The organism is Acinetobacter sp. NEB 394 (genome assembly GCF_013374795.1).
Classification (GTDB): Bacteria; Pseudomonadota; Gammaproteobacteria; order Pseudomonadales; family Moraxellaceae; genus Acinetobacter; species Acinetobacter johnsonii.
In genome coordinates this window covers 494,532-517,557 of the sequence record NZ_CP055277.1, presented here as the reverse complement: position 1 = coordinate 517,557, position 23,026 = coordinate 494,532, and the positions used below count along the sequence as shown (strand labels likewise).

General features: G+C 42.7%; 13 protein-coding genes, 2 tRNA genes, 3 rRNA genes and 1 pseudogene. 8 read left to right on the top strand and 11 right to left on the bottom strand.

From position 1 onward, the window contains the following. Positions 1–184 precede the first annotated feature (184 nt). Positions 185–805, top strand: coding sequence for a TIGR00730 family Rossman fold protein (locus tag HUK62_RS02330; protein ID WP_176536988.1), 621 nt, complete (start codon positions 185–187; stop codon positions 803–805). 59 nt (positions 806–864) lie between these two features. On the opposite strand, the gene HUK62_RS02325 is transcribed toward HUK62_RS02330, so the two are convergent. Both HUK62_RS02325 and HUK62_RS02320 read right to left on the bottom strand, forming a co-directional pair. Further along, positions 865–1,839: a hypothetical protein gene (locus tag HUK62_RS02325; protein WP_004978518.1), complete on the bottom strand. Its 975-nt coding sequence runs from the start codon at positions 1,837–1,839 to the stop codon at positions 865–867. A 165-nt stretch (positions 1,840–2,004) separates the two neighbouring features. Continuing rightward, complete coding sequence (locus HUK62_RS02320; protein ID WP_176536987.1) at positions 2,005–3,912, bottom strand: choice-of-anchor I family protein; 1,908 nt, start codon at positions 3,910–3,912, stop codon at positions 2,005–2,007. Positions 3,913–4,072: 160 nt separating this feature from the next. Here HUK62_RS02320 and mdtD point away from each other — a divergent pair, with 160 nt between their 5' ends. From mdtD to HUK62_RS02300, 4 genes are all read left to right on the top strand, one after another. Then, positions 4,073–5,467, top strand: coding sequence for a multidrug transporter subunit MdtD (gene mdtD, locus HUK62_RS02315; protein ID WP_176536986.1), 1,395 nt, complete (start codon positions 4,073–4,075; stop codon positions 5,465–5,467). Between the two features lie 170 nt (positions 5,468–5,637). After that, positions 5,638–6,351 (top strand): GH25 family lysozyme, encoded by a 714-nt coding sequence (locus HUK62_RS02310; protein ID WP_176538432.1) that lies wholly within the window; start codon positions 5,638–5,640, stop codon positions 6,349–6,351. 134 nt (positions 6,352–6,485) lie between these two features. Beyond that, on the top strand, positions 6,486–7,547 hold the full coding sequence (gene dinB / locus HUK62_RS02305) for a DNA polymerase IV (protein WP_176536985.1): 1,062 nt from the start codon (positions 6,486–6,488) through the stop codon (positions 7,545–7,547). 524 nt (positions 7,548–8,071) lie between these two features. Continuing rightward, the gene (locus tag HUK62_RS02300; RefSeq protein WP_176536984.1) at positions 8,072–8,428 is read left to right on the top strand and encodes a RidA family protein; all 357 of its coding nucleotides are present in this window, start codon (positions 8,072–8,074) and stop codon (positions 8,426–8,428) included. Positions 8,429–8,492: 64 nt separating this feature from the next. Here the strand turns inward: HUK62_RS02300 and HUK62_RS02295 are convergent, their stop codons facing one another. Both HUK62_RS02295 and HUK62_RS02290 read right to left on the bottom strand, forming a co-directional pair. Next, positions 8,493–9,035, bottom strand: coding sequence for a DUF2726 domain-containing protein (locus HUK62_RS02295; protein ID WP_125280641.1), 543 nt, complete (start codon positions 9,033–9,035; stop codon positions 8,493–8,495). Positions 9,036–9,417: 382 nt separating this feature from the next. Next, entirely contained in the window at positions 9,418–11,823 is a 2,406-nt protein-coding gene (locus HUK62_RS02290; RefSeq protein WP_176536983.1) for a YgiQ family radical SAM protein, read from the bottom strand. Here HUK62_RS02290 and HUK62_RS18950 point away from each other — a divergent pair. Next, positions 11,822–12,049 (top strand): hypothetical protein, encoded by a 228-nt coding sequence (locus HUK62_RS18950; protein ID WP_228723726.1) that lies wholly within the window; start codon positions 11,822–11,824, stop codon positions 12,047–12,049. The genes HUK62_RS02290 and HUK62_RS18950 overlap by 2 nt on opposite strands. A 272-nt stretch (positions 12,050–12,321) precedes the next feature. Here the strand turns inward: HUK62_RS18950 and HUK62_RS02280 are convergent, their stop codons facing one another. The 6 genes from HUK62_RS02280 to HUK62_RS02255 all read right to left on the bottom strand — a co-directional run bounded on the left by HUK62_RS02280 (position 12,322) and on the right by HUK62_RS02255 (position 19,291). Next, positions 12,322–13,614, bottom strand: coding sequence for a glutamate carboxypeptidase (locus HUK62_RS02280; protein WP_176536982.1), 1,293 nt, complete (start codon positions 13,612–13,614; stop codon positions 12,322–12,324). Positions 13,615–13,867: 253 nt separating this feature from the next. Further along, positions 13,868–13,982: ribosomal RNA gene (rrf, locus tag HUK62_RS02275) — 5S ribosomal RNA — on the bottom strand. A 175-nt stretch (positions 13,983–14,157) separates the two neighbouring features. Then, a 23S ribosomal RNA gene (locus HUK62_RS02270) occupies positions 14,158–17,051 on the bottom strand. A gap of 421 nt (positions 17,052–17,472) precedes the next feature. Then, positions 17,473–17,548, bottom strand: a tRNA-Ala gene (locus HUK62_RS02265). A 67-nt stretch (positions 17,549–17,615) separates the two neighbouring features. Next, positions 17,616–17,692, bottom strand: a tRNA-Ile gene (locus HUK62_RS02260). 61 nt (positions 17,693–17,753) lie between these two features. Then, positions 17,754–19,291 (bottom strand): 16S ribosomal RNA (locus HUK62_RS02255). The 16S, 23S and 5S rRNA genes sit together here with 2 tRNA genes alongside, the layout of an rRNA operon. Before the next feature lie 651 nt (positions 19,292–19,942). On the opposite strand from HUK62_RS02255, the gene HUK62_RS02250 reads away from it, so the two are divergent. Both HUK62_RS02250 and HUK62_RS02245 read left to right on the top strand, forming a co-directional pair. Beyond that, the gene (locus HUK62_RS02250) at positions 19,943–20,347 is read left to right on the top strand and encodes a transposase family protein (RefSeq protein ID WP_017395860.1); all 405 of its coding nucleotides are present in this window, start codon (positions 19,943–19,945) and stop codon (positions 20,345–20,347) included. 37 nt (positions 20,348–20,384) lie between these two features. After that, positions 20,385–20,777, top strand: a pseudogene (locus HUK62_RS02245) (transposase family protein); the annotation flags it as partial. Positions 20,778–20,956: 179 nt separating this feature from the next. Here the strand turns inward: HUK62_RS02245 and HUK62_RS02240 are convergent. Continuing rightward, a complete protein-coding gene (locus HUK62_RS02240; RefSeq protein ID WP_176536981.1) occupies positions 20,957–22,978 on the bottom strand; it encodes a TonB-dependent copper receptor in 2,022 nt (673 codons plus the stop codon). Between the last annotated feature and the right edge of the window lie 48 nt (positions 22,979–23,026).

The window sequence follows — 23,026 nt, the reverse complement described above, 5'->3', positions numbered from 1 at the left end:
TGTAAAACAGGAAATAAGTATAGGCAAGATCTACATGAAATTCATCTTTTTTTCAAAAGCGCACTGTTTTAAAAGATTTAACAAATTATTACCCGATTGTTAGATTAAATACAGCTTGCCGTCACATTTCTTGCTTAAACTAAGAGAGAAAAAGTAGATAAAGCAAAAGGTAAAAACATACGCCATGAATAGTGAATTAAAAATATCCTCTCTCAACACTCAAGTAAATGTTCAAACCACTCAACCTCTGATCGCACTTTATTGCGGTTCTCGTTCAGGCAATAAACCGATTTATCAAGAAAAAGCGATTGCACTGGCACAAGGTTTAGCTAAACAGGGTTTTGGTCTGGTTTATGGGGGGGCCAGCATTGGCCTCATGGGACAAGTGGCCGATGCCATGATTAGCCACGGCGGTGAAGCAGTCGGCGTCATTCCAGAATTTATGCTGGATTATGAAATTGCGCATCACCAACTGACCGAATTACATGTTGTACAAACCATGCATGAGCGCAAAGCCTTAATGGCCGAACGTGCAAGCGCCTTTGTCGCACTACCCGGTGGTTTAGGCACTTTTGAAGAAATTTTAGAAGTGGCAACCTGGGGACAACTGAACCAACACCAAAAGCCGATGATGATTTATAACGTCAATGGTTTCTATGACGCACTGATTGCCCAGTTGGATCATGCAGTAGAAGAAGGTTTTCTACCGCCACAGCACCGCGCAAAACTGATTGTGTGCAACCATGCTGAACAGATTTATTCAGCCATTGCCAACCTCGGCAGCCCAGCGCACTTCGCTATTTAAATCCTGTTCTTAATGCCATAAAAAAGCGAGCCTAGAGCTCGCTTTTTTAACATGTGCGGTTATTGCCCATAATGGGTGACAAAGTTATAGAACCACGGCAGTGTGGTCGCCAGAATCACGGACATGGCTAAACCAAACATCAATTTCATCGCATCTTTACTGACGTTACGCGAAGTGCGGTGTTTGTTCACTTCATCAAAAATCATCGACATTGCAAACTCACGACCTGCAAGTAAACCTAAGAATACCCATGTGGTACTCATTGGAATATTGCTCCACTCTTTGAAGACCAATAAAATCAGGGCATACATAAAGTCAATAATGGTTGCTGCACGAATATCGGTAACACCTGTTTTGGTATCAACAATCTTCTGAATCGCACCACCACGCTGGTACAAAATCACCGCCAACAACACCACAAAGACCGTGATGGCAAACAGTAAAAATGAAAACGGCACTTGACGGGGTACATAGACGAAAATATTGGCCAAATCTTGAATCAGCCACTGACTCCACAGAAAAGCCGTAGAGACCCACTGTAGCCCAATCCAAATATGCGACGGTTCTTGATTACGGGTTTTCGCAAAATACTTTGCGACTTGGCGCATTACAAAACGATAGACAATAATCGCAACCACAAAGGCCACCGCATAGCCCATCATCGATTTCACCATCATCGAGCCTAAACTTGCAGGCGAGAAAATGGTTAAAACCAAGAAAGTGGTACTGACGGGAATTCCGTATTTGGTTAAAAATAACAGTAAAATCGGTGGCACAATATAGAGCCACGTGACCCCACCCTCAGGAAAAGGGATCGTTTCTAAACGGCCATATGATGCATCACCCACACCGGATGCATACCAACCATAAATCAACACCACCACCAAAATGCTGCTGATAAAGAGCCAAAGCACCCACCATGGACGGTGTGCATTGGATGAAATAAACGTACCTAATGTCTGTGGCACATCATTTCCGACGATAGAATAAGCGGCTAAACAGAAGCCTATCACCATCAAAATTTCGATTGTCATAAAACCAACCTTTTGAATAATTTATTCCAAGACAGTGCCCTTGGACGTTTGCCAAAGATTATGACTGTTTTATTTCATTTTCATGACATCCTTGTCATATATTTTTTGTAGCGCCATAAAAAAGAGCACCGTAGTGCTCTTTTTTCAAATTCAAAACTCAGTTTTTTAATTGAGTTTGACTTCATAAACCGCTGTACTACCACTGACTTCATTTCCCACCACCAACAGCGGGTGACCATTGGGTGAATTCTTCGCCGCGATGAAAATCAAACCTTCTGGGCCTAAGTCACCTTGCTTCGTGACTTCTGTTTCCGTGGTGTTGCGATGGTTCAGATACTGAACAAATTTAGCCTGATTCGGGTTGCTAATGTCATACACTATGATGCCACTGGCACGCTCAAGTCCAATAAAGGCAAAGGTCTTTTCACCAATTTTACCCAAAGTCACACCTTCAGGTTCAGGGCCTTTATTGTCACTACGGTCATCAAATTTAAATGCTTCATGATTGCTATTAAATTGCTCTGGGAACAGCTCCGCAATTTTTTGCTCAAACTCACTCCCCGAGTCCCATACAATCTGTTTGGTTTCAGGGTCGACAATACTCACCGAACGACCACCATAGGCGTATAATTTGTCATAAGTCAGACGACCATTTTCATCTAGCTCCGGCAGACCTGTTAGTGGATCTTTTTGATAACCTTGCGTCCAACTAATGGTCAAACGTCCAATTTGTGAATCTTTAATTAAATTGTCCGCACAGACTTCTGTTGCATCAGCCGTTTGACAAGGTTTAAACACCTCGGGGTTTAATTTTGCCCCTTTCACACCCGGTGCAAGTTGACGTAAATGCGCGGCATAATCACCTTTGGCGTCAAAACCTGCTTTTTTAAACAAATGTTTGATGCGTATCTCTTCAGCATAACCAGCATTTAAGTCCCCGCCTTCAAAGTATTTGGCTTCATCCCTTAGCCATTCACGGGCATCCCCCTCATTGGCCGTGACCAAATAGGTTTTGCCGTTGGCTTGATATTGTGCAATGGCATCAGGCATATACATGCCATATAGTCCTGGCCAAGAACTAATATTAATCATGCCTGCATCTTTTGCACATTCTGTAATACTACGTCCCAAAGAGTCTTGACCAATAGCACAGTCACGGTCACTTCCATCCAAGGCATTTTCAGGCAAGCTATGGTCCTTGTAGCCCATCGGGAAAAGGTCAAAAAATTGATTTTTTTCTAGGTCTAAAACTCCAATCGCATTGTTTTCCTGCAAACTAACCCATGCTTTTTTACCATCAGCACTGACTGCGATGTACTCAGGCTCTAGGTCTTGTGCAACGGTGGTCGTTTGAATACCTACGTTAGCAACATTTGGGTATTGACTGATGTCTGGGCCAAAAATTCGAATGCCTGCATCTAATAAGTCTTGTTTACGGTCATTCCATGCGTGGAAGCCCGCAATAGTTGCTGTTGGTTTTTGAATATCTGAAATATCAATAATGCTGACGGAACCTTCGGGATCGACTTGATACCCTTCATTCGGTTCCGCTTCATTCGCTACCAGTACTTTTCGACCATCAGGCGTGAAGGTCAACATATCTGGCAAAGCTCCCACGTTGACTTGGCTGATAAAGGAAAGATCCTGTGCTTTAAAAAAAGCCACAATACCGGTTTGGGTTTTATCCTCAGCCTGAACAGCAAGCGCCACGATGCCATTATGCACCGCGACACTATTCACTTCGGAATTGGCTAAATAAGTTTTGGCATCCAAAGATTGGATATATGTCGGCTGCGCTGGTTGGGAAAAATCTAAAACATCGACCATACCTTTTTGTGCATTCACCACGAACAGACGCTTACTCGCAGCATCATAAGCGGGGATTTCAGCTGCACTCTGTCCAAATATCCCCGATTCATAACTTGCAAGATGAACCAGTTCAATACTATTCGGTGTAACTTCCTCTACCACAGGCGGTGATGTGATGGTTTGCGCATCATCGCTGTCATTACACCCCGCTAAGCCCAACCCCATGCATGCTAAAAAGACAGCACTATATGTTTTATTGATCATGATCTAAATATCGATTCAAATTTGACCAATGTATGACGTACGCGTTGCAAACACATGACGTAGAGATGTCAATTTGATGGCATGTGATAAATGCACATTCGCAACAACAGTCCAACTTAAATTAAGCTAAACTGTTTAAAAATTTCACTTTGTTGTATCTATGAACCAAACGCCGACCCATCAAGCACTCGCTCCTGAGTACCGTCTTTTGGTACTTCTGGTCTCGATTGGCTTTTTTATGCAAGGCTTAGATACCACCATTGTGAATACCGCTCTACCGGCTATGGCAGCCAGTTTGAATGAAGACCCGCTGCAAATGCATAGCGTGATAGTGGCCTATGTGCTTGCCGTTGCTGCCTGTATTCCCCTGAGTGGTTGGCTCGCCGACCGTTTTGGAGTGCGCAATACCTATTTCAGTGCCATTATCATTTTTACCCTTGCCTCGCTGGGCTGTGGCTTTTCTGAAAGTTTAAATGAATTATTGTTCTATCGCGTGCTACAAGGCATAGGTGGTGCATTATTGCTCCCTGTTGGCCGTTTAGCTATGCTCAAGGTCATTCCGCGGACGCAGTTCTTATCGGCCATGAGTTTAATGAGCCTTGCGGGACTAATTGGCCCTCTGATTGGTCCAACACTCGGGGGCTGGTTGGTCGAAGTCAGTACATGGCATTGGATTTTCCTGATTAACCTCCCCATGGGACTGTTAGGGGTCCTGATTAGCTTTAAAGCCATGCCGAATGTCACCGAGCAGAATGTACCGCATTTTGACTTTTGGGGTTTTATCCTGTTGGTGATCACCATGGCAGGACTATCTCTAGGGATTGAAAATTTTGCCAGTCCGCACCTGACTTTATGGTGGAGTATGGGGCTGATTGTGCTGAGCTTGGCGACTGCGCTTTGGTATGCCTATCATGCACATACGCATCAAAATGCGCTATTTCGCAGTAAACTGTTTCGTAACCGCATTTATGCCGTGGGTATTTTAGGTAACTTCTTTGCTCGCCTCGGTGGCAATGCTATGCCCTTTTTGATGCCACTCATGTTACAAGTGGCTTTCGGTTTTGAACCCTTTGTGACGGGACTCTTAATGATTCCGACCGTGCTGGGTTCACTGGCATCCAAACCCATCATTCGTCACTTGATTCAGCGCTTTGGTTATCGCCACGTGCTTTTGGTTAACACCTTATTGGTCGGCGCATGTATCGCCAGTTTTGCCCTCAATACCGCAGATACCCCAACCTGGCTGCGCGCGCTGCATTTCTTTGTTTTTGGTATGCTGAACTCCCTGCAATTTGTGTCTATGAATACCCTCACGCTGAAAGATTTACCGCAACAAGATGCCAGCAGTGGCAACAGTTTCTTGTCAATGATCATGATGGTGTCGATGAGTATTGGTGTGGCTCTAGCAGGTACTTTGGTTAATGTCTTTACGGCATATTGGGGTACAGATCACATCGTCATGGCATTCCATAACACCTTAATTGTTTTGGGCTGTATTAACCTGATAACCGCAGCTATTTTCTGGCACATCCCCAAAGATACCGTGGATTCATAACAGATACAAAGTGCTGCCATTCACTGACCATAATCATCATGGTCAGTTCCGCAAATTCGAGCTATGATGATGAGCTAAAAACCAATACCTGCAAAAGCATGTCCGCAAGAAAGAAAGTTTCCACGCCGTCAAAAACCTCATACCCCTATTACATACTTGCCTGTGTAGTGATGCTATGTGTCGGACTCGGGATCACCTATTTTTTCTTGCAGAACAATGTCGCATCTGCCCAAGAGTATCCAATAAAAGGCTTTGATGTGTCTCATCATCAGGGCGACATCCAATGGCAATCCATTTCTCCCCAAGAGTTTAAATTCGTTTATTTAAAAGCCACTGAAGGGGGCGATTTCAAAGACCGTAAATTTCAGGACAATTGGCTCAAAGCTCGTGAACAAGGCTTTTTGGTCGGGGCTTATCATTTTTATCGTTTATGCCGTGATGGCCAGATTCAGGCGCAGAACTTTATCGAAACTGTGCCGAAGAAAACCGATAGTTTGCCGCCTGTGATTGATTTGGAATATGACAGCACCTGTATCAATACCTATACCAGAGAACAGCTGCTCAAAGAAATTCAGGTCATGCACGACCAACTGTATCAACACTATGGTTTGCAACCCATTTTTTATACTTCTAAAGCATTTTATAATATTGTTTTGGTCGATGAATTTAAACAAACTCCCCTTTGGATTCGTGAATATCAAAGCCAGCCTGAGCTCAAAGGCAATCCGAAATGGACTTTTTGGCAACACACCAGCCAAGGTCAAATTAAAGGCATACCAACCTTGGTGGATCTCAATGTATTTCAGGGTTCAGAACAAGATTGGATCAGCTTTTTAGAGCGCCAAGGACTTTATCAACTGCCACAAAACTTACCAATCAAGTAAGCAGTTCCAAGCTCAGCATTGAAATTCAAATACAAAAACACCAAGTCCAATTCTGTCGCTTATGCCGCATACAGGACTACGCAATCGATCTGAATAGTGCAATACTGACTTAGGTTTCAATATTAAAATTCAGCATGCGAAAAATCATTCACATCGACATGGATGCCTTCTATGCCTCTGTGGAGTTACTTGATCGTCCCGACTTAAAGCATTTACCTGTGGTGATTTCTTCACACCATCCTCGTGCCGTCATTGCAGCCGCATCCTACCCTGCACGTCGCTACGGACTCCGCTCTGCCATGTCGATGACTCAAGCCAAAAAACGCTGCCCTCAAGTGATAGTAATTGAACCTAATTTCTCTAAATACCGTGCAGTCTCAGCGCAAATTCATACAATTTTTCAGCGTTATACCACACTCATTGAACCGCTTTCCTTAGATGAAGCTTATTTAGATGTGACGGAAAATTTACAACAACTGGCCAGTGCCACAGAAGTTGCTGAACGCATCCGTGCTGATATTTTTCAGAGCACAGGACTGACCGCCTCTGCGGGTGTTGCACCCAATAAGTTTCTAGCCAAAGTTGCTTCGGACTGGAATAAACCCAATGGTATCTGCGTGATTAAACCCTCACAAGTTCAGCAGTTTATTCAGCACTTGCCGCTTAAAAAAATCCCCGGAGTGGGTAAAGTCATGCAAGAAAAATTACATGCGCTCAAACTTGAAACTTTAGGTGATTTACAGCATGTGGATGCAAATATCCTGATTCATCATTTTGGCAAATATGGCAAACAGCTCTATCTATATGCACAAGGGATTGATGAGCGCCCTGTACAAGCGGAACGAGAACGTCAGCAAATTTCAAAAGAAACCACTTTTGATGATGACTTAACCATTGAACAATGTCTCCCATTTTGGCCCAAGTTGATTGCGCAAGTCTGGCAAAGCTTAGAGAAAAAGCAACTGTATGCCCGCGGTGTCACCGTCAAAATGAAACTGAAAAACTTTCAAACCCTACAGCACAGTAAAAGCTTCAAAACGCCATTAAAGCATCAAACTGAACTGCAAATGACCTTAGATATCTTACTCAAAGAAATGCAAATCACACCGGATCAACAATTTCGTCTGATCGGTGTTGGGGTCTATGCACTTTCGACTCAAGAGCCTCCACCCCAGCTCTCTTTATGGTCGAACTGAATGCTCAATCAGTCACTTTTTAATCAAAAGAACAAAAATAATGCAATTTAGCATTCACAAACTGTGTTTTTAGAGTAATCTAATGACGCGCTGCATTTATCCATGTAACCGCTGAGATGCTAAAACTTACCTTTACTTTTAGCATACGTCCTGTGATTGGCGTGACGATCAAATCCGAAGATTACAGGACATCTCTGATATTTATCATGGTATTCCCCCCCTATATTGCAGAGCAGTGCTCTATCATCAAAACAATCCAATATTCAAAAATATATTTTTATAAAGCCCGCATAAAATTTACCTATTGACTACGTTCCTTCATCTTTTGTAATTCATGTCGATATATTGAATCCATCCTCTGTTCACATGCGCTTATAACAATAGATAGGATCCTTCACGCTGTAAAATTCTGCACCTGATTGAAAGCCAACATCGCAGCCATCTGTCATACATGAGTTTGTGGTAGGCTATTGAACTACTTTTCATGTTCTATTTTTATACTCATCACACAGGATGCATACATCATGACGGTTCAACGTTTGCATGTCTCAAATCGTTTTTCTGAAGTTGCGATTGCTGGCAACCTCGTTCATTTGGCAGGTCAATTGGCGTCTGACTTTGATCTCGATATTAAAGGTCAAACGCAACAGACATTGGACATGATCGACCAATTTTTAGCTGATGCAGGCACAGATAAAAGCCATATCTTATCGGTAACGATTTATTTAAAAGACATTGAAAATGACTATGCCGCTTTCAATGAAGTTTGGGATGCTTGGGTTGCAGACATTGATGCCTTACCCCGTACCTGTGTTGAAGCTAAACTTTATGATCCACAAGTATTGGTAGAGTTAACCGTTGTTGCAGTGAAACCTGCATAAAAAATACATGCATAATAAAAAACATAATTTTTCATGTTTTTTTATTATGCGCACTAAGATTCAGTTAGCCGATCAGACGTAATTTTCGAGTTTGTGCTGCATTATAGTAATCATATTTTTTGGCTACACGCGTATCTTTAGTCAAACGCGACGAAGCATAGAGATCGCCATAAAAATCTTCACGTAACTGATGATAGTCAGGCACTTCTTCATAACGAATCACTTTGTAGCCAGCCATCTCGAGGATCGCATCCTTAAACTGTGCCTTTTGTGGACGTTTCAGTGAAAGCGGATCTTCTAAAGCAACCACTGCCAAAACTTGTTGTGCACTATCCATAATCACAAAATCAGCCACCAAATTGCGGTATTTGTTTCGTGTGCGTGAAAATTTTGTCGTGAGTAAGGCATCATAAGACACATGTGCCAACACAGTATGATGCGGTAAAATTTCTTTCAGACGAGTATAAGTCAGTTGCTCATGCATACTAAAAATAGCACGTTGTCTTAATGCACTATCTTGCTTCTTGGTCCCAGGGATCAACGCTTTACTCGCTAAAATCATGACCAGTATCAACAACACGCTACCAATTACCATATAGGTTGTCATATTTGTATCCTTTTGATCTTTATTATAATTTTCGGTATCACACCGACTTTTATCCGATCAGTATAACCTACTGACCATTTACCCAAACCACGCAATAAAAAAACTAAAGCTAAAATCAAACAAACGCTGATAAAACTAAACAATTTTTTGCAATGTCATTCGTTGTAACACGCTTTGTTTTAATCTGAATGAAATTTTGGCTCTTTAGCCTATCTACACTGTAATAGAGTGATCCATTCACGTGCAATATGATTCTTCGGATTGACCCAATTTTCCAGACGGATGGCAGAAAAGCCAATCTTTGAGCTATTTTTCTAACGCAATAAAAAAGATCGATCCTAAAAAAGGATGCCGTAGCATCCTTTTTTATATTCAATTGCTATTAAGCACGTGACTTAGACTTTGGTTTTGACTTTGAATGTCCAAATGGTTTCTTGGCATCACCTGTTTCACGCGGTGGCAAACCTGTATGCTGCGTTAAAATCTGACCGCGCTCAGGACGCTTTTTGGTATTCGATGGACGCGATTGATTTTTCGCTTGTTGGTTACGGCTATCACCATTACGTTTTTGCGAATCGCCATCCACGGTTGAGTTTTTCTTCCGAGCAGACTGATACTGACCTTCTGTCCCTTGCGGTTGATAGGTTGGAATCAAATGCTGTTTCGAGTTGCCAATCAAATCTTGGCGACCCATCTCCTTTAAAGCATCGCGGAGTAATGGCCAGTTGTTTGGATCATGATAACGCAAGAAGGCTTTATGCAGACGACGACGCTTCTCACCTTTCACAATATCCACATCTTCAGTATATCGCGCCACTTTGGCTAATGGGTTTTTACCCGTGTGATACATGGTGGTCGCGGTTGCCATTGGCGATGGATAGAAAGTCTGTACCTGATCAGCACGGAAACCATTTTTCTTCAACCAAATCGCCAAATTCATCATGTCATATTCGGTCGTACCCGGATGCGCTGCGATAAAGTACGGAATTAAATATTGCTCTTTACCTGCTTCCTTACTGAAACGATCAAACATTTGCTTGAAACGATCATAGGTTCCGATGCCCGGTTTCATCATCTTAGACAATGGACCTTTTTCGGTATGTTCAGGCGCAATTTTTAAATAACCACCAACATGATGCTGTACCAATTCTTTGACATATTCAGGGTTTAACACCGCCAAGTCATAGCGCAAGCCTGAACCAATCAGAATCTTTTTGATGCCTTTGAGTTCACGTGCTTTACGATATAACTGTGTTAATGGTGCATGATCGGTATGTAAGTTTTGACAAACACCTGGATAAACACAGGATGGTTTACGACAGTTCTTTTCAATCTCAGGGTCTTTACAATGCAAACGGTACATATTTGCAGTTGGTCCACCCAAGTCAGAAATGATGCCGGTAAAACCAGGTGCTGTATCACGAATCTTTTCAACTTCACGTAAAATCGATTCTTCAGAACGGTTTTGAATGATACGACCTTCATGTTCCGTAATAGAACAAAACGTACAACCGCCAAAACAGCCACGCATGATATTTACAGAGAACTTGATCATATCAAATGCAGGGAAACGTGCATTCCCATAAGCAGGATGTGGCAGACGTGCATAAGGCAAGTCAAACACATAATCCATTTCTTCAGTAGTCAACGGAATTGGTGGAGCATTCAGCCACACATCACGTTCACCATGCTTTTGCACCATTGCACGCGCATTTCCGGGATTGGTTTCAAGATGTAAGATACGATTGGCATGCGCATATAAAACTGGATCATTTGAAACATCTTCAAATGCAGGCAAACGAATCACCGCCAACTCACGTGGTGGTAATTTATGCTTAATCGCTTTAGATGCTGGCTGTAATTGAACAATTTGTGTATCAGGATCGAGTTTATCCCCTTCACGAACAATTTGATTCGTCACAATTTCTTTTTGGAAATTTTGATATTGGGTTAAAGAATTACCCTTATCTTTTTCAATTTCACAGCCATCTAAATCTTCAGTCATCACATAAGGATTGATGATTGGATCAACACGGCCAATGGCATCCACATCATTCGATGCGATTTCCACAAACTTGGCTTTAGATGGACGGTTTAATTTATTCACGATAAATGCCGTGCCGCGAACATCGGTGATTTCGTGAATTTTTTCGCCTTTGGCTAAGCGATGCATCACTTCAGTAATTGAACGCTCACCATTACCATACATCAAAAGATCGGCTTTTGAGTCCATCAACACTGAACGACGAACTTTGTCTGACCAATAGTCATAATGTGCAATACGACGTAAAGATGCTTCAATTCCACCTAACAATACAGGTACATCTGGAAATGCTTCGCGTACACGTTGGCAATACACCGTTGCTGCACGGTCTGGACGTTTATTGGGTAAATTATCTGGTGAATAGGCATCATCAGAACGAATTTTACGATCAGCCGTATAACGGTTGATCATCGAATCCATGTTCCCAGCAGTCACACCCCAAGCGATATTTGGCTTACCCAAAACGCGGAATGCTTCAACATTCGTCCAATCAGGTTGTGCAATAATCCCGACACGGAAACCTTGTGCTTCTAACGTACGGCCAATAATACCCGAACAAAATGATGGATGGTCGATATACGCATCACCACAGACCAAAATAAAGTCACAACTATCCCAACCGAGTTGGTCCATTTCCTCGCGCGACATCGGCAAAAATGGCGCAGGTTCAAAACATGACGCCCAATATTTGTCGTAATCAAACAACGCTTTAGGCGCGGTCTGCATAGTATAAGCAGTAGACATGGCTAGCAATTCTCGGCTGGCAGATGAAAGATCTCAAATAAAGATCAAAGATGAAAGCCGATCATTTTACCATGAATTACATTCAGCTTGCTTGGTTAAAAAAGCATCATATACAGCACGTTATCATTTATTTTTTTATGCAAAAGTAATTTCGAAGTTTTTATTTAAAAAGGAACAATTTGACAGTGAAGAGACAAAAGCTGGCCCTTCATTCCTTAAAGAATAAAGACCACTGTCCAATCACTTGGGACAGTAAGCAATACATCGAGACCCAACTGACTCAGCTGAATTATCCAGCAAAGAATGAAAAATTAACATCAACTATAGCTATGCCGATCTCTCAGAATATCCCTCACTTTATGGCATTTTTATTTAAGATCTCACCCATTTCCTTTTAAGATTCTAATATTTAGATTAATGAAAGATGCTGCTAAAAATAAACACCATCTTTCATCATGTAAAAACTCAAATCAGTTGAGTTCTTTCATACCAACTTTATTATTTTTGAGCGGTCGATAAGTCCATAATCAACTTTGTCACTAAATATAAACGCGGCACAATACTTTCGACCAGAATATATTCAGCATTATTCGAATGTGCACCATCACCAGATAAGCCCATGCCTTCTAAAATCGCTGCTTTCGAATTTAAGCCAGCAAATGCAGCATCTGTACCACCACCTGTTGCTTCAGCCAATACTTTCATTGGTAAATTAAAATCAGTTTTGTAAATAAGCTGTGCTTGTTCAGCCAATTTTTTTGCCTGTGGGTTTGCCATTAAAGGTGGGCGACGCATTTCAAACTTTAACTTAACTTCACTATCAGCTAACTTTTTATGTTTAATCCTTTCCTGTAATACACGTTCCACTTGCTGAAAATCTTTAACTTGCAAAGCACGAACATCTGCTTGTGCAGTCGCAAGGTCTGGAATCACGTTACGCACTTTACCTGCACTCGCTACAGTCCAGTTTAATTTCAACCCTGTTTTAGGATTCGATAAATCTTGTAACTGTAAGATTTGATGTGATAATTCTTTCAGTGCATTTATGCCTGCTTCAGGCTTAACCCCTGCATGTGCAGATTTCCCGTGAACCTCTAAATATGCTGCACCAATCCCACTGGTGGCTAAACGCAAACTGCCGTCTTTACCACCACCCTCAAATGACAAAACTACATCTTGGTCTTGTGCAGTCTCAGTAATCAGTTTACGTGAACCTGGCGAACTGATCTCCTCATCGGAGTTTAATAAGACTGTAATCGTGCCATAGTCTTGATAATTCAACTTTTTCAAAAGATCAAGCGTATGAATAATCGCAGCAACCCCCTGTTTGTCATCTAAGATTCCAAGACCAAAAACTTTATCCCCTTCCATTTTAAAAGGTTGGTCTTTCAATATTCCTGTTAAATACACAGTATCCATATGAGCAATTAGCATAATTTTACTGCTGCCTTTACCCATTAAAACAGCTTTTACCATTGGACCAGTCTGTTGGGGCGTATCATCCATACGATATATATCTTTAGCTTCTACAATACTGACCTCAGCACCTGTCATTTTTAATTGTTCAGCGACATATTTAGCGATCTTATTCACGCCGACAAGATCTTTACTGCCCGACTCAATATTGACTAAAGCCTCTAGAGTATTTAAATAATTCTTTTTTTCTGACTCAACCAGATGTTTGACCTGATCATTAGATACAGCATGTACTTGCCCAAAAGCCAAACAGCTCAACAACGCACATGAAATTAAAGGCAGTTTTTTCAGTTGATATTGAATTTTATTAGACATACTCATTATTCCATTTAAAGATATTGCTAACAAACTATGAGCATTTGATCGACTATCCAATTTTTTTAAAATTTTAAAACAAAAATGTTGGGTAGATTAAATGTCATGATCGATAAATAAGTAAATCAGTATGTAGAAACCTGTCCTAAACCTCAATTAGCCGATTGATTCCTTTATTATTTAATATTTTCATCATTCCGTGCATAAAAAAATCCCCCTATCTCATTTGAGTTAGGGGGATTTAGAATGAATGAGCTGGCGATGACTTACTCTCACATGGATAACTCCACACTACCATCAGCGCTAAGAGGTTTCACTTCTGAGTTCGGGAAGGGATCAGGTGGTTCACTCTTGCTATTGTCGCCAGCACAACTGTTTATGACTATTCGTTGGGTCTAACCTCAGAGCAGTGCTCTTCGTGCCTAACTTTCATCAAATGAGTTATTAACAGGTATATTTGAGTTGGATATTTTATCTAGCTTTATAACTAAATCAAGTTGTTTGCAGTGATTTGAACCACAACACCAACTGTTTGGGTGTTGTATAGTCAAGCCTCACGAGCAATTAGTATTGGTCAGCTTCACATATCACTATGCTTCCACATCCAACCTATCAACGTCGTAGTCTTCAACGGCTCTTTAGAGGACATAAAGTCCTAGGGAAATCTTATCTTGAGGTAGGCTTCCCGCTTAGATGCTTTCAGCGGTTATCCCTTCCGAACATAGCTACCCGGCGATGCGACTGGCGTCACAACCGGTACACCAGAGGTTCGTCCACTCTGGTCCTCTCGTACTAGGAGCAGATCCTCTCAAATTTCCAACGCCCACGGTAGATAGGGACCGAACTGTCTCACGACGTTCTAAACCCAGCTCGCGTACCTCTTTAAATGGCGAACAGCCATACCCTTGGGACCTGCTTCAGCCCCAGGATGAGATGAGCCGACATCGAGGTGCCAAACACCGCCGTCGATATGAACTCTTGGGCGGTATCAGCCTGTTATCCCCAGAGTACCTTTTATCCGTTGAGCGATGGCCCTTCCATACAGAACCACCGGATCACTAAGACCTACTTTCGTACCTGCTCGACTTGTGGGTCTCGCAGTTAAGCGCGCTTTTGCCTTTATACTCTACGCGTGATTTCCGACCACGCTGAGCGCACCTTCGTACTCCTCCGTTACTCTTTAGGAGGAGACCGCCCCAGTCAAACTACCCACCAGACATGGTCCTCGTCCCGGATAACGGGACAGAGTTAGAACCTCAATATTACCAGGGTGGTATTTCAAGATTGGCTCCACCGAAACTAGCGTCTCGGTTTCAAAGCCTCCCACCTATCCTACACAAGTAAGATCAAAGTTCAATGTCAAGCTGCAGTAAAGGTTCACGGGGTCTTTCCGTCTAGCCGCGGGTACACCGCATCTTCACGGCGAATTCGATTTCACTGAGTCTCTGCTGGAGACAGCGCCCCCATCATTATGCCATTCGTGCAGGTCGGAACTTACCCGACAAGGAATTTCGCTACCTTAGGACCGTTATAGTTACGGCCGCCGTTTACTGGGGCTTCGATCAAGAGCTTCGCTTACGCTAACCCCATCAATTAACCTTCCAGCACCGGGCAGGCATCACACCCTATACGTCCACTTTCGTGTTTGCAGAGTGCTATGTTTTTAATAAACAGTTGCAGGGGCCTGGTTTCTGTGGCTGCCAATAGCTCAAGGAGTAAATCCTATCACCGTCGGCAGCGTACCTTCTCCCGAAGTTACGGTACCATTTTGCCTAGTTCCTTCAGCAGAGTTCTCTCAAGCGCTTTGGTCTACTCGACCTGACCACCTGTGTCGGTTTCGGGTACGATTCCTATGTAACTGAAGCTTAGAGACTTTTCCTGGAAGCATGGTATCAGCCACTTCACTGTACAAGTACAGCTTGCTATCAGTTCTCAGCATAGAGTACCCCGGATTTGCCTAAGATACATGCCTACAACCTTCCACCTGGACAACCAACGCCAGGCTGACTTAACCTTCTCCGTCCTCTCATCGCATTACATAGAAGTATTGGAATATTAACCAATTTCCCATCGACTACGCCTCTCGGCCTCGCCTTAGGGGTCGACTCACCCAGCCCCGATTAACGTTGGACTGGAACCCTTGGTCTTTCAGCGTGCGAGTTTTTCACTCGCATTGTCGTTACTCACGTCAGCATTCGCACTTCTGATACCTCCAGCATACTTCTCAATACACCTTCATCGGCTTACAGAACGCTCCCCTACCACTTGCAATAAATTGCAAATCCGCAGCTTCGGCATATAGTTTTAGCCCCGTTACATCTTCCGCGCAGGCCGACTCGACTAGTGAGCTATTACGCTTTCTTTAAAGGGTGGCTGCTTCTAAGCCAACCTCCTAGCTGTCTATGCCTTCCCACATCGTTTCCCACTTAACTATAATTTTGGGGCCTTAGCTGGCGGTCTGGATTGTTTTCCTCTTGACTACGGACGTTAGCACCCGCAGTCTGTCTCCCGGATAGTACTCATTGGTATTCGGAGTTTGCATCGGTTTGGTAAGTCGGGATGACCCCCTAGCCGAAACAGTGCTCTACCCCCAATGGTATTCGTCCGAGGCGCTACCTAAATAGCTTTCGGGGAGAACCAGCTATCACCGAGTTTGATTAGCCTTTCACCCCTATCCACAAGTCATCCCCTGGCTTTTCAACGACAGTGGGTTCGGTCCTCCAGTTAGTGTTACCCAACCTTCAACCTGCTCATGGATAGATCACCCGGTTTCGGGTCTACACCCAGCAACTAAACGCCCTATTAAGACTCGATTTCTCTACGGCTCCCCTATGCGGTTAACCTCGCTACTGAATGTAAGTCGCTGACCCATTATACAAAAGGTACGCAGTCACCGAACAAGTCGGCTCCCACTGCTTGTATGCATGCGGTTTCAGGATCTATTTCACTCCCCTCACAGGGGTTCTTTTCGCCTTTCCCTCACGGTACTGGTTCACTATCGGTCAGTCAGGAGTATTTAGCCTTGGAGGATGGTCCCCCCATATTCAGACAAGGTTTCACGTGCCCCGCCCTACTCGACATCATCATATCAGCCCTTTCGTGTACAGGACTATCACCCACTATGGTTGCACTTCCCAGAGCATTCCACTAAAACTGATATGACTTAATGGGCTTTTCCCCGTTCGCTCGCCGCTACTGAGGGAATCTCAATTGATTTCTTTTCCTAAGGGTACTGAGATGTTTCACTTCCCCTCGTTCGCCTCGTATGACTATGTATTCATCATACGATACCTGCCTTATGACAGGTGGGTTTCCCCATTCAGAAATCTCCGGATCACAGGATATTTGCCGCCTCCCCGGAGCTTATCGCAGGCTATTACGTCTTTCATCGCCTCTGACTGCCAAGGCATCCACCACATGCACTTAATTACTTGACTATACAACCCCAAACAGTCGTTAATCCCTACAAGTAGGATTAAGACAGTCTATGATGATTTCTCATCACTTCCTTACAGTTTGTTGTTCTGTGTACTTAAACACTGTACAGCTTCAATTCAATTCACATACCAAAACGCTTGATTCAGTTAATTTCGCTAGTAACTCATTTCTTCAATCTTCATCAATCAGTAATAAATCACTGTTAATGTCGATCTTAAAAACGAGTATGAACAAATTATTTCAACTCAAATATATTCTGTTAATGATTTCTCCAGCCTTCGTCAGGTCAGGAAACTGTGATAAATCACAGAAGTTAATAAGTTATCTACTTACTAATTTCTGTAATCCAACCTATCTGCGCGAAGCATAGCTTCTTGCTTAAATTTCAAGGAAAAACGTTGTTTCTCTATTCTTGAAATTTGGTGGAGACTAGGAGAGTCGAACTCCTGACCTCCTGCGTGCAAAGCAGGCGCTCTACCAACTAAGCTAAGTCCCCAGCTTATCAATAAGTCAATGTTTCTGTTTTCTGTATTCAGCATTTAACAATGCTTGTTAGTCAGATTTGGTGGGTCTGACAAGACTTGAACTTGTGACCCCACGCTTATCAAGCGTGTGCTCTAACCAACTGAGCTACAGACCCTCAGATACATCGTCATGAAGAACAACTTGTTGTGGATTCTTACCAATCGTCAATCTTTCGTTAAGGAGGTGATCCAGCCGCAGGTTCCCCTACGGCTACCTTGTTACGACTTCACCCCAGTCATCGGCCACACCGTGGTAAGCGTCCTCCTTGCGGTTAGACTACCTACTTCTGGTGCAACAAATTCCCATGGTGTGACGGGCGGTGTGTACAAGGCCCGGGAACGTATTCACCGCGGCATTCTGATCCGCGATTACTAGCGATTCCGACTTCATGGAGTCGAGTTGCAGACTCCAATCCGGACTACGATCGGCTTTTTGAGATTAGCATCCTATCGCTAGGTAGCAACCCTTTGTACCAACCATTGTAGCACGTGTGTAGCCCTGGTCGTAAGGGCCATGATGACTTGACGTCGTCCCCGCCTTCCTCCAGTTTGTCACTGGCAGTATCCTTAAAGTTCCCGGCTTAACCCGCTGGCAAATAAGGAAAAGGGTTGCGCTCGTTGCGGGACTTAACCCAACATCTCACGACACGAGCTGACGACAGCCATGCAGCACCTGTATGTAAGTTCCCGAAGGCACCAATCCATCTCTGGAAAGTTCTTACTATGTCAAGACCAGGTAAGGTTCTTCGCGTTGCATCGAATTAAACCACATGCTCCACCGCTTGTGCGGGCCCCCGTCAATTCATTTGAGTTTTAGTCTTGCGACCGTACTCCCCAGGCGGTCTACTTATCGCGTTAGCTGCGCCACTAAAGCCTCAAAGGCCCCAACGGCTAGTAGACATCGTTTACGGCATGGACTACCAGGGTATCTAATCCTGTTTGCTCCCCATGCTTTCGTACCTCAGCGTCAGTATTAGGCCAGATGGCTGCCTTCGCCATCGGTATTCCTCCAGATCTCTACGCATTTCACCGCTACACCTGGAATTCTACCATCCTCTCCCATACTCTAGCTTCCCAGTATCGAATGCAATTCCTAAGTTAAGCTCAGGGATTTCACATCCGACTTAAAAAGCCGCCTACGCACGCTTTACGCCCAGTAAATCCGATTAACGCTCGCACCCTCTGTATTACCGCGGCTGCTGGCACAGAGTTAGCCGGTGCTTATTCTGCGAGTAACGTCCACTATCCTAGAGTATTAATCCAAGTAGCCTCCTCCTCGCTTAAAGTGCTTTACAACCAAAAGGCCTTCTTCACACACGCGGCATGGCTGGATCAGGCTTGCGCCCATTGTCCAATATTCCCCACTGCTGCCTCCCGTAGGAGTCTGGGCCGTGTCTCAGTCCCAGTGTGGCGGATCATCCTCTCAGACCCGCTACAGATCGTCGCCTTGGTAGGCCTTTACCCCACCAACTAGCTAATCTGACTTAGGCTCATCTATTAGCGCAAGGTCCGAAGATCCCCTGCTTTCCCCCGTAGGGCGTATGCGGTATTAGCATTCCTTTCGGAATGTTGTCCCCCACTAATAGGCAGATTCCTAAGCATTACTCACCCGTCCGCCGCTAGGAAATGTAGCAAGCTACATCTCCCCGCTCGACTTGCATGTGTTAAGCCTGCCGCCAGCGTTCAATCTGAGCCATGATCAAACTCTTCAGTTAAAAATCATTAGTAGCTTATGGCTACAAATCTTGGCTCATCAATTTTCTGACAAATATTTCTCAAATAAACTTCGAGTAATTTTTACCTTCAATCAATGAAATATTTTCGATCGATCAATCAGTAAAAATCCACACAAGTTGTTCTTCATAATCTCTTAATGATCTTCTTACTGATTCGTCATCAGCAAGCTAGGTCGGCTATACTACTCTCTTTCAAGAAGAAGTCAACAGGTTTTGTTAATTATTTTTAAACTTATTCAAGACTTTCAGATTCTACCACTTGGGCTAAACCCTTGTTTCTCAACAAGTTTTAATCAACATCACCGCCGATGGATGTGCATTCTACAGCATTTCTAATCCCTTGCAACACCTTTTCTCAATAAATATTTCTGCATGTTTATTTTTCAAACTCATAAAATTATAAGTTACTGTTATTTATGTAAAATATTTTTTAATAATTTTATCTACTTCCTAGTTAACGCCTTAAACCGCACCATCACATTCGCACAAATTAAACTTAATATATTGTTTTAATTAATTTAAATAAAAATATATCGAAATAATAGACTTCCGTCATAAATCAAAAAACGTACAATTTATTTGATCTTAAATTAATCAGCAAAATTATTTAATTCAAGAGATAATCCTTGGATGAAATTCAAAGATATTCAAAAATTATCAGACGTTAAGTTTCGTAGGCTTACCGGTGTTAGTTGGGCTACATTTAACCTCATGTTGGCCGAGCTAAATAAGCATTTACCTCGTCATATTGGTAAAGGACGACCGCATAAATTACCGTTGGAAGATCGTTTGCTCTTATGTATAGAATATTGGAGAGAATATCGAACATTTTTCCATCTTGGTATGAGTTACGGTGTATCTGAAACGAGTGCAATTCGTATCACACGTGTTATTGAAGATACCTTAATCGGTTCTGGAAAATTTAACTTGCCAAAACAACTTCCTAATCGAGATGAAGTGGATTGGGAAGTTGTTGTGATTGATGCAACTGAAATATTAGTTCAACGTCCAAAAAAAACAGAAGAAATGGTATAGCGGTAAAAAAAAGCGACATACCTTTAAATTTCAGCTATCTATGCACTATACAACAGGTGAAATACTGAGTGTATGTGGAAGTCATGGAAGCATGCATGATTTTAAAATATTTAAAAAAAGCATGAGGAAATTAAAATTTAAGCCCTTTTTTATTGTTGATAAGGGGTATTTAGGGATAAAGAAATTGGGTTTTGGATGCCTCATGCCATCTAAAGCAAAGAAAACTGAAAAACTAGATTCTGAATTAAAAAAGTTAAATAGAGAGATTGGTCGTAGACGAATTCAAGTAGAGCATGTATTTGGAAGGATGAAATGTTTTAAGATTTTATCTTGTGTATATAGAAATCGTCGTAAAAGATTAAACCTGCGGTTTAATTTACTTGCTGGCATATACAATTTAGATTGGGTGAAAGATAAACAATTAAATTGATTGAAAAATGATTTATGAAGGAAGTCTAATATTTAAATATTTTATTTAAATCGCTGTTTCTTTCTACTTTTTATGGTGAATATCCACTCAAAATGCTGTTTTCTCAGTCAATTTCTATCTTAGAACCCAAAACAGCCATTCTATTTCTAGAATGGCTGTTTCCGATCATCACAATAGATTTAGAACTTCATACTGATACGCGCCCAATAATTACGTCCAATATTGTTGAATTGTTCTGTTGCAGCATAACCAAAGCCTGAACTTCCAAGTTTATTCAAATGCTCGGCATAGTTTTTATTCAGCACATTATCTATCCCGACTGAAAGGTCTAGATCTTTTTGGATATTATAAGTCCCATTTAAAGACAAAGTTCCAAAACCTTTACTGTCTTCTAAATCGTATCCAATGATATTGCCTTCTCGATAGCTGGTACGATCTTGTGCTGCCACCACACGCCATAACAAACCGAGATTATATTTCTCTTGCACATAGCGTAAATTGAAACGTCCTTCTAATGGTGCAATTTGCGGTAAAGCAGTGTGATCCGTTGTATTTTCGCCCCATGCATACATGGCACTGATGTCCGCTTGAATTTGATCCGTCAACTGGTAAGCCACACCTGCTTCAGCACCTGCAATGGTTGCATCGATATTTCGGCTTTTGGCTTCCAACCGCCCCATTGAACCTGTCGGAGTATATGCCACCAATATATAGTCTTGAATCAAACCTGCATAAACTGAAGCCCATGATTTAAATGCACCCTGTTCATATTGATAACCTGCATCAAACTGCGCGGTTTTTTCATTCTCTAAATCGGCAAAGGTCGTACCTGCACTTTGATGATATTTGGTACTAAACAATTCCCAATAATCAGGCACACGCTCTACATAACCCAAACCTGCGTAAGTTTTAACATGTTCCGCAAGTTCACTTTCAATTCGAACAAAACCACTTGGCAGGGTTTCTTTACGTTCTGTATCAGTGGCTAAGTTATCGATCTTCGCTTGATCGACGCGTGCACCTGTCACCAGTTTATGCTGATCATTAAATGCATAACTCAGCTCACCGAAAGCCCCATAAGACTCAAAATCCATATCTCCGACACGAGCTTTATTTTGATAAGGAGACATTAAGCTGCCACTACGTTTAGTATGCTCATTTTTTTGACTATCAATACCTGAAATAAGTTGCAATTTCCCCCAGTCCTGCGTCATAGCAACCCGTGCATTTAAAGTCCTACGAGCAACATTTGAAGCCATCGGCATTGACATACCATCTGCGGGATTAAATTTTCGCAAACTAAAATTATCCATCACATGATCGTTATAGCTATAGTCAACTTGCGCTTCGACTTTCTTGATCACATCGCCAATGTTTTTCTTTTCAACATGTAAGCCTAGACTTTCACGAGCAAACTTAGAGCCATCCATTGGACGTCCAGCATAGACTGCCTCACCATCACTTTTCCCACCTTTCAGCTCTACCCATGTGTCCTCATTTGGAGTCCAGCCCAGCGCGAGATCTGCATTCCACTTTTCCCAATCGGACGGAACCGTATTGCCAGCTCCATCTTGATAACTATCTGCAATCGAACGGTTGGCATTTAAACGTGCATATTTCGTTTCATCACCAACAGCGGCTTCAACATTCTGATCCAAACGACCATAAGAACCAAGCATGACACTGGCTTGCCCACGATAAGGTTTCGCCGAAGTGAGCTGCTCAGGTTCACGTTCGAAAATAACAGTTGCTGCTGAACCCGTATGCGCATACTGAACAGTTTGTGGCCCTTTTACGACCGTGATTTTGTCGTAGCTTTCAGGAGAAACATAAGAAGCAGGATTATCCATACGGCTTGGGCATGCGCCTAAATTTTCCGTACCATCTGTGAGGATTTTAATACGTGAGCCAAACATACCGCGGAAGGTGACATCACCATTCGCGCCGCCATTTTTGATTTGGTTAAAACCCACAATACTTTGTAGGTAGGCTGCACCATCAACCGCAGGAATTGGCTGCGTGGGTTGTTTAGGGTCGGCATGTACAATCAGACCATGGGCATCATTGCCCTGCTGAGCCGTCACCACGATAGGTGCTAAAATGTGCGCACTGTCTGCTTCAGCGGCAAAGACTACGCTTGAAAAACAAGCAAGAGAAATCGCAGCCGCAAGAGGCTGTAAAAAGAATGTAGGCTGAGCCATTTTTATTCTCACTGAATCTATAAATACAACTAGGCTAGAGTCCGTTAA

What these genes read in the sequence shown, in the direction of transcription:
- HUK62_RS02330 (WP_176536988.1), top strand. Translation starts at nt 185, where the DNA reads ATGAATAGTGAATTAAAAATATCCTCTCTCAACACTCAAGTAAATGTT.
- HUK62_RS02325 (WP_004978518.1), bottom strand. Translation starts at nt 1,839, where the DNA reads ATGACAATCGAAATTTTGATGGTGATAGGCTTCTGTTTAGCCGCTTAT.
- HUK62_RS02320 (WP_176536987.1), bottom strand. Translation starts at nt 3,912, where the DNA reads ATGATCAATAAAACATATAGTGCTGTCTTTTTAGCATGCATGGGGTTG.
- mdtD (WP_176536986.1), top strand. Translation starts at nt 4,073, where the DNA reads ATGAACCAAACGCCGACCCATCAAGCACTCGCTCCTGAGTACCGTCTT.
- HUK62_RS02310 (WP_176538432.1), top strand. Translation starts at nt 5,638, where the DNA reads ATGCTATGTGTCGGACTCGGGATCACCTATTTTTTCTTGCAGAACAAT.
- dinB (WP_176536985.1), top strand. Translation starts at nt 6,486, where the DNA reads ATGCGAAAAATCATTCACATCGACATGGATGCCTTCTATGCCTCTGTG.
- HUK62_RS02300 (WP_176536984.1), top strand. Translation starts at nt 8,072, where the DNA reads ATGACGGTTCAACGTTTGCATGTCTCAAATCGTTTTTCTGAAGTTGCG.
- HUK62_RS02295 (WP_125280641.1), bottom strand. Translation starts at nt 9,035, where the DNA reads ATGACAACCTATATGGTAATTGGTAGCGTGTTGTTGATACTGGTCATG.
- HUK62_RS18950 (WP_228723726.1), top strand. Translation starts at nt 11,822, where the DNA reads ATGGCTAGCAATTCTCGGCTGGCAGATGAAAGATCTCAAATAAAGATC.
- HUK62_RS02290 (WP_176536983.1), bottom strand. Translation starts at nt 11,823, where the DNA reads ATGTCTACTGCTTATACTATGCAGACCGCGCCTAAAGCGTTGTTTGAT.
- HUK62_RS02280 (WP_176536982.1), bottom strand. Translation starts at nt 13,614, where the DNA reads ATGTCTAATAAAATTCAATATCAACTGAAAAAACTGCCTTTAATTTCA.
- HUK62_RS02250 (WP_017395860.1), top strand. Translation starts at nt 19,943, where the DNA reads ATGAAATTCAAAGATATTCAAAAATTATCAGACGTTAAGTTTCGTAGG.
- HUK62_RS02240 (WP_176536981.1), bottom strand. Translation starts at nt 22,978, where the DNA reads ATGGCTCAGCCTACATTCTTTTTACAGCCTCTTGCGGCTGCGATTTCT.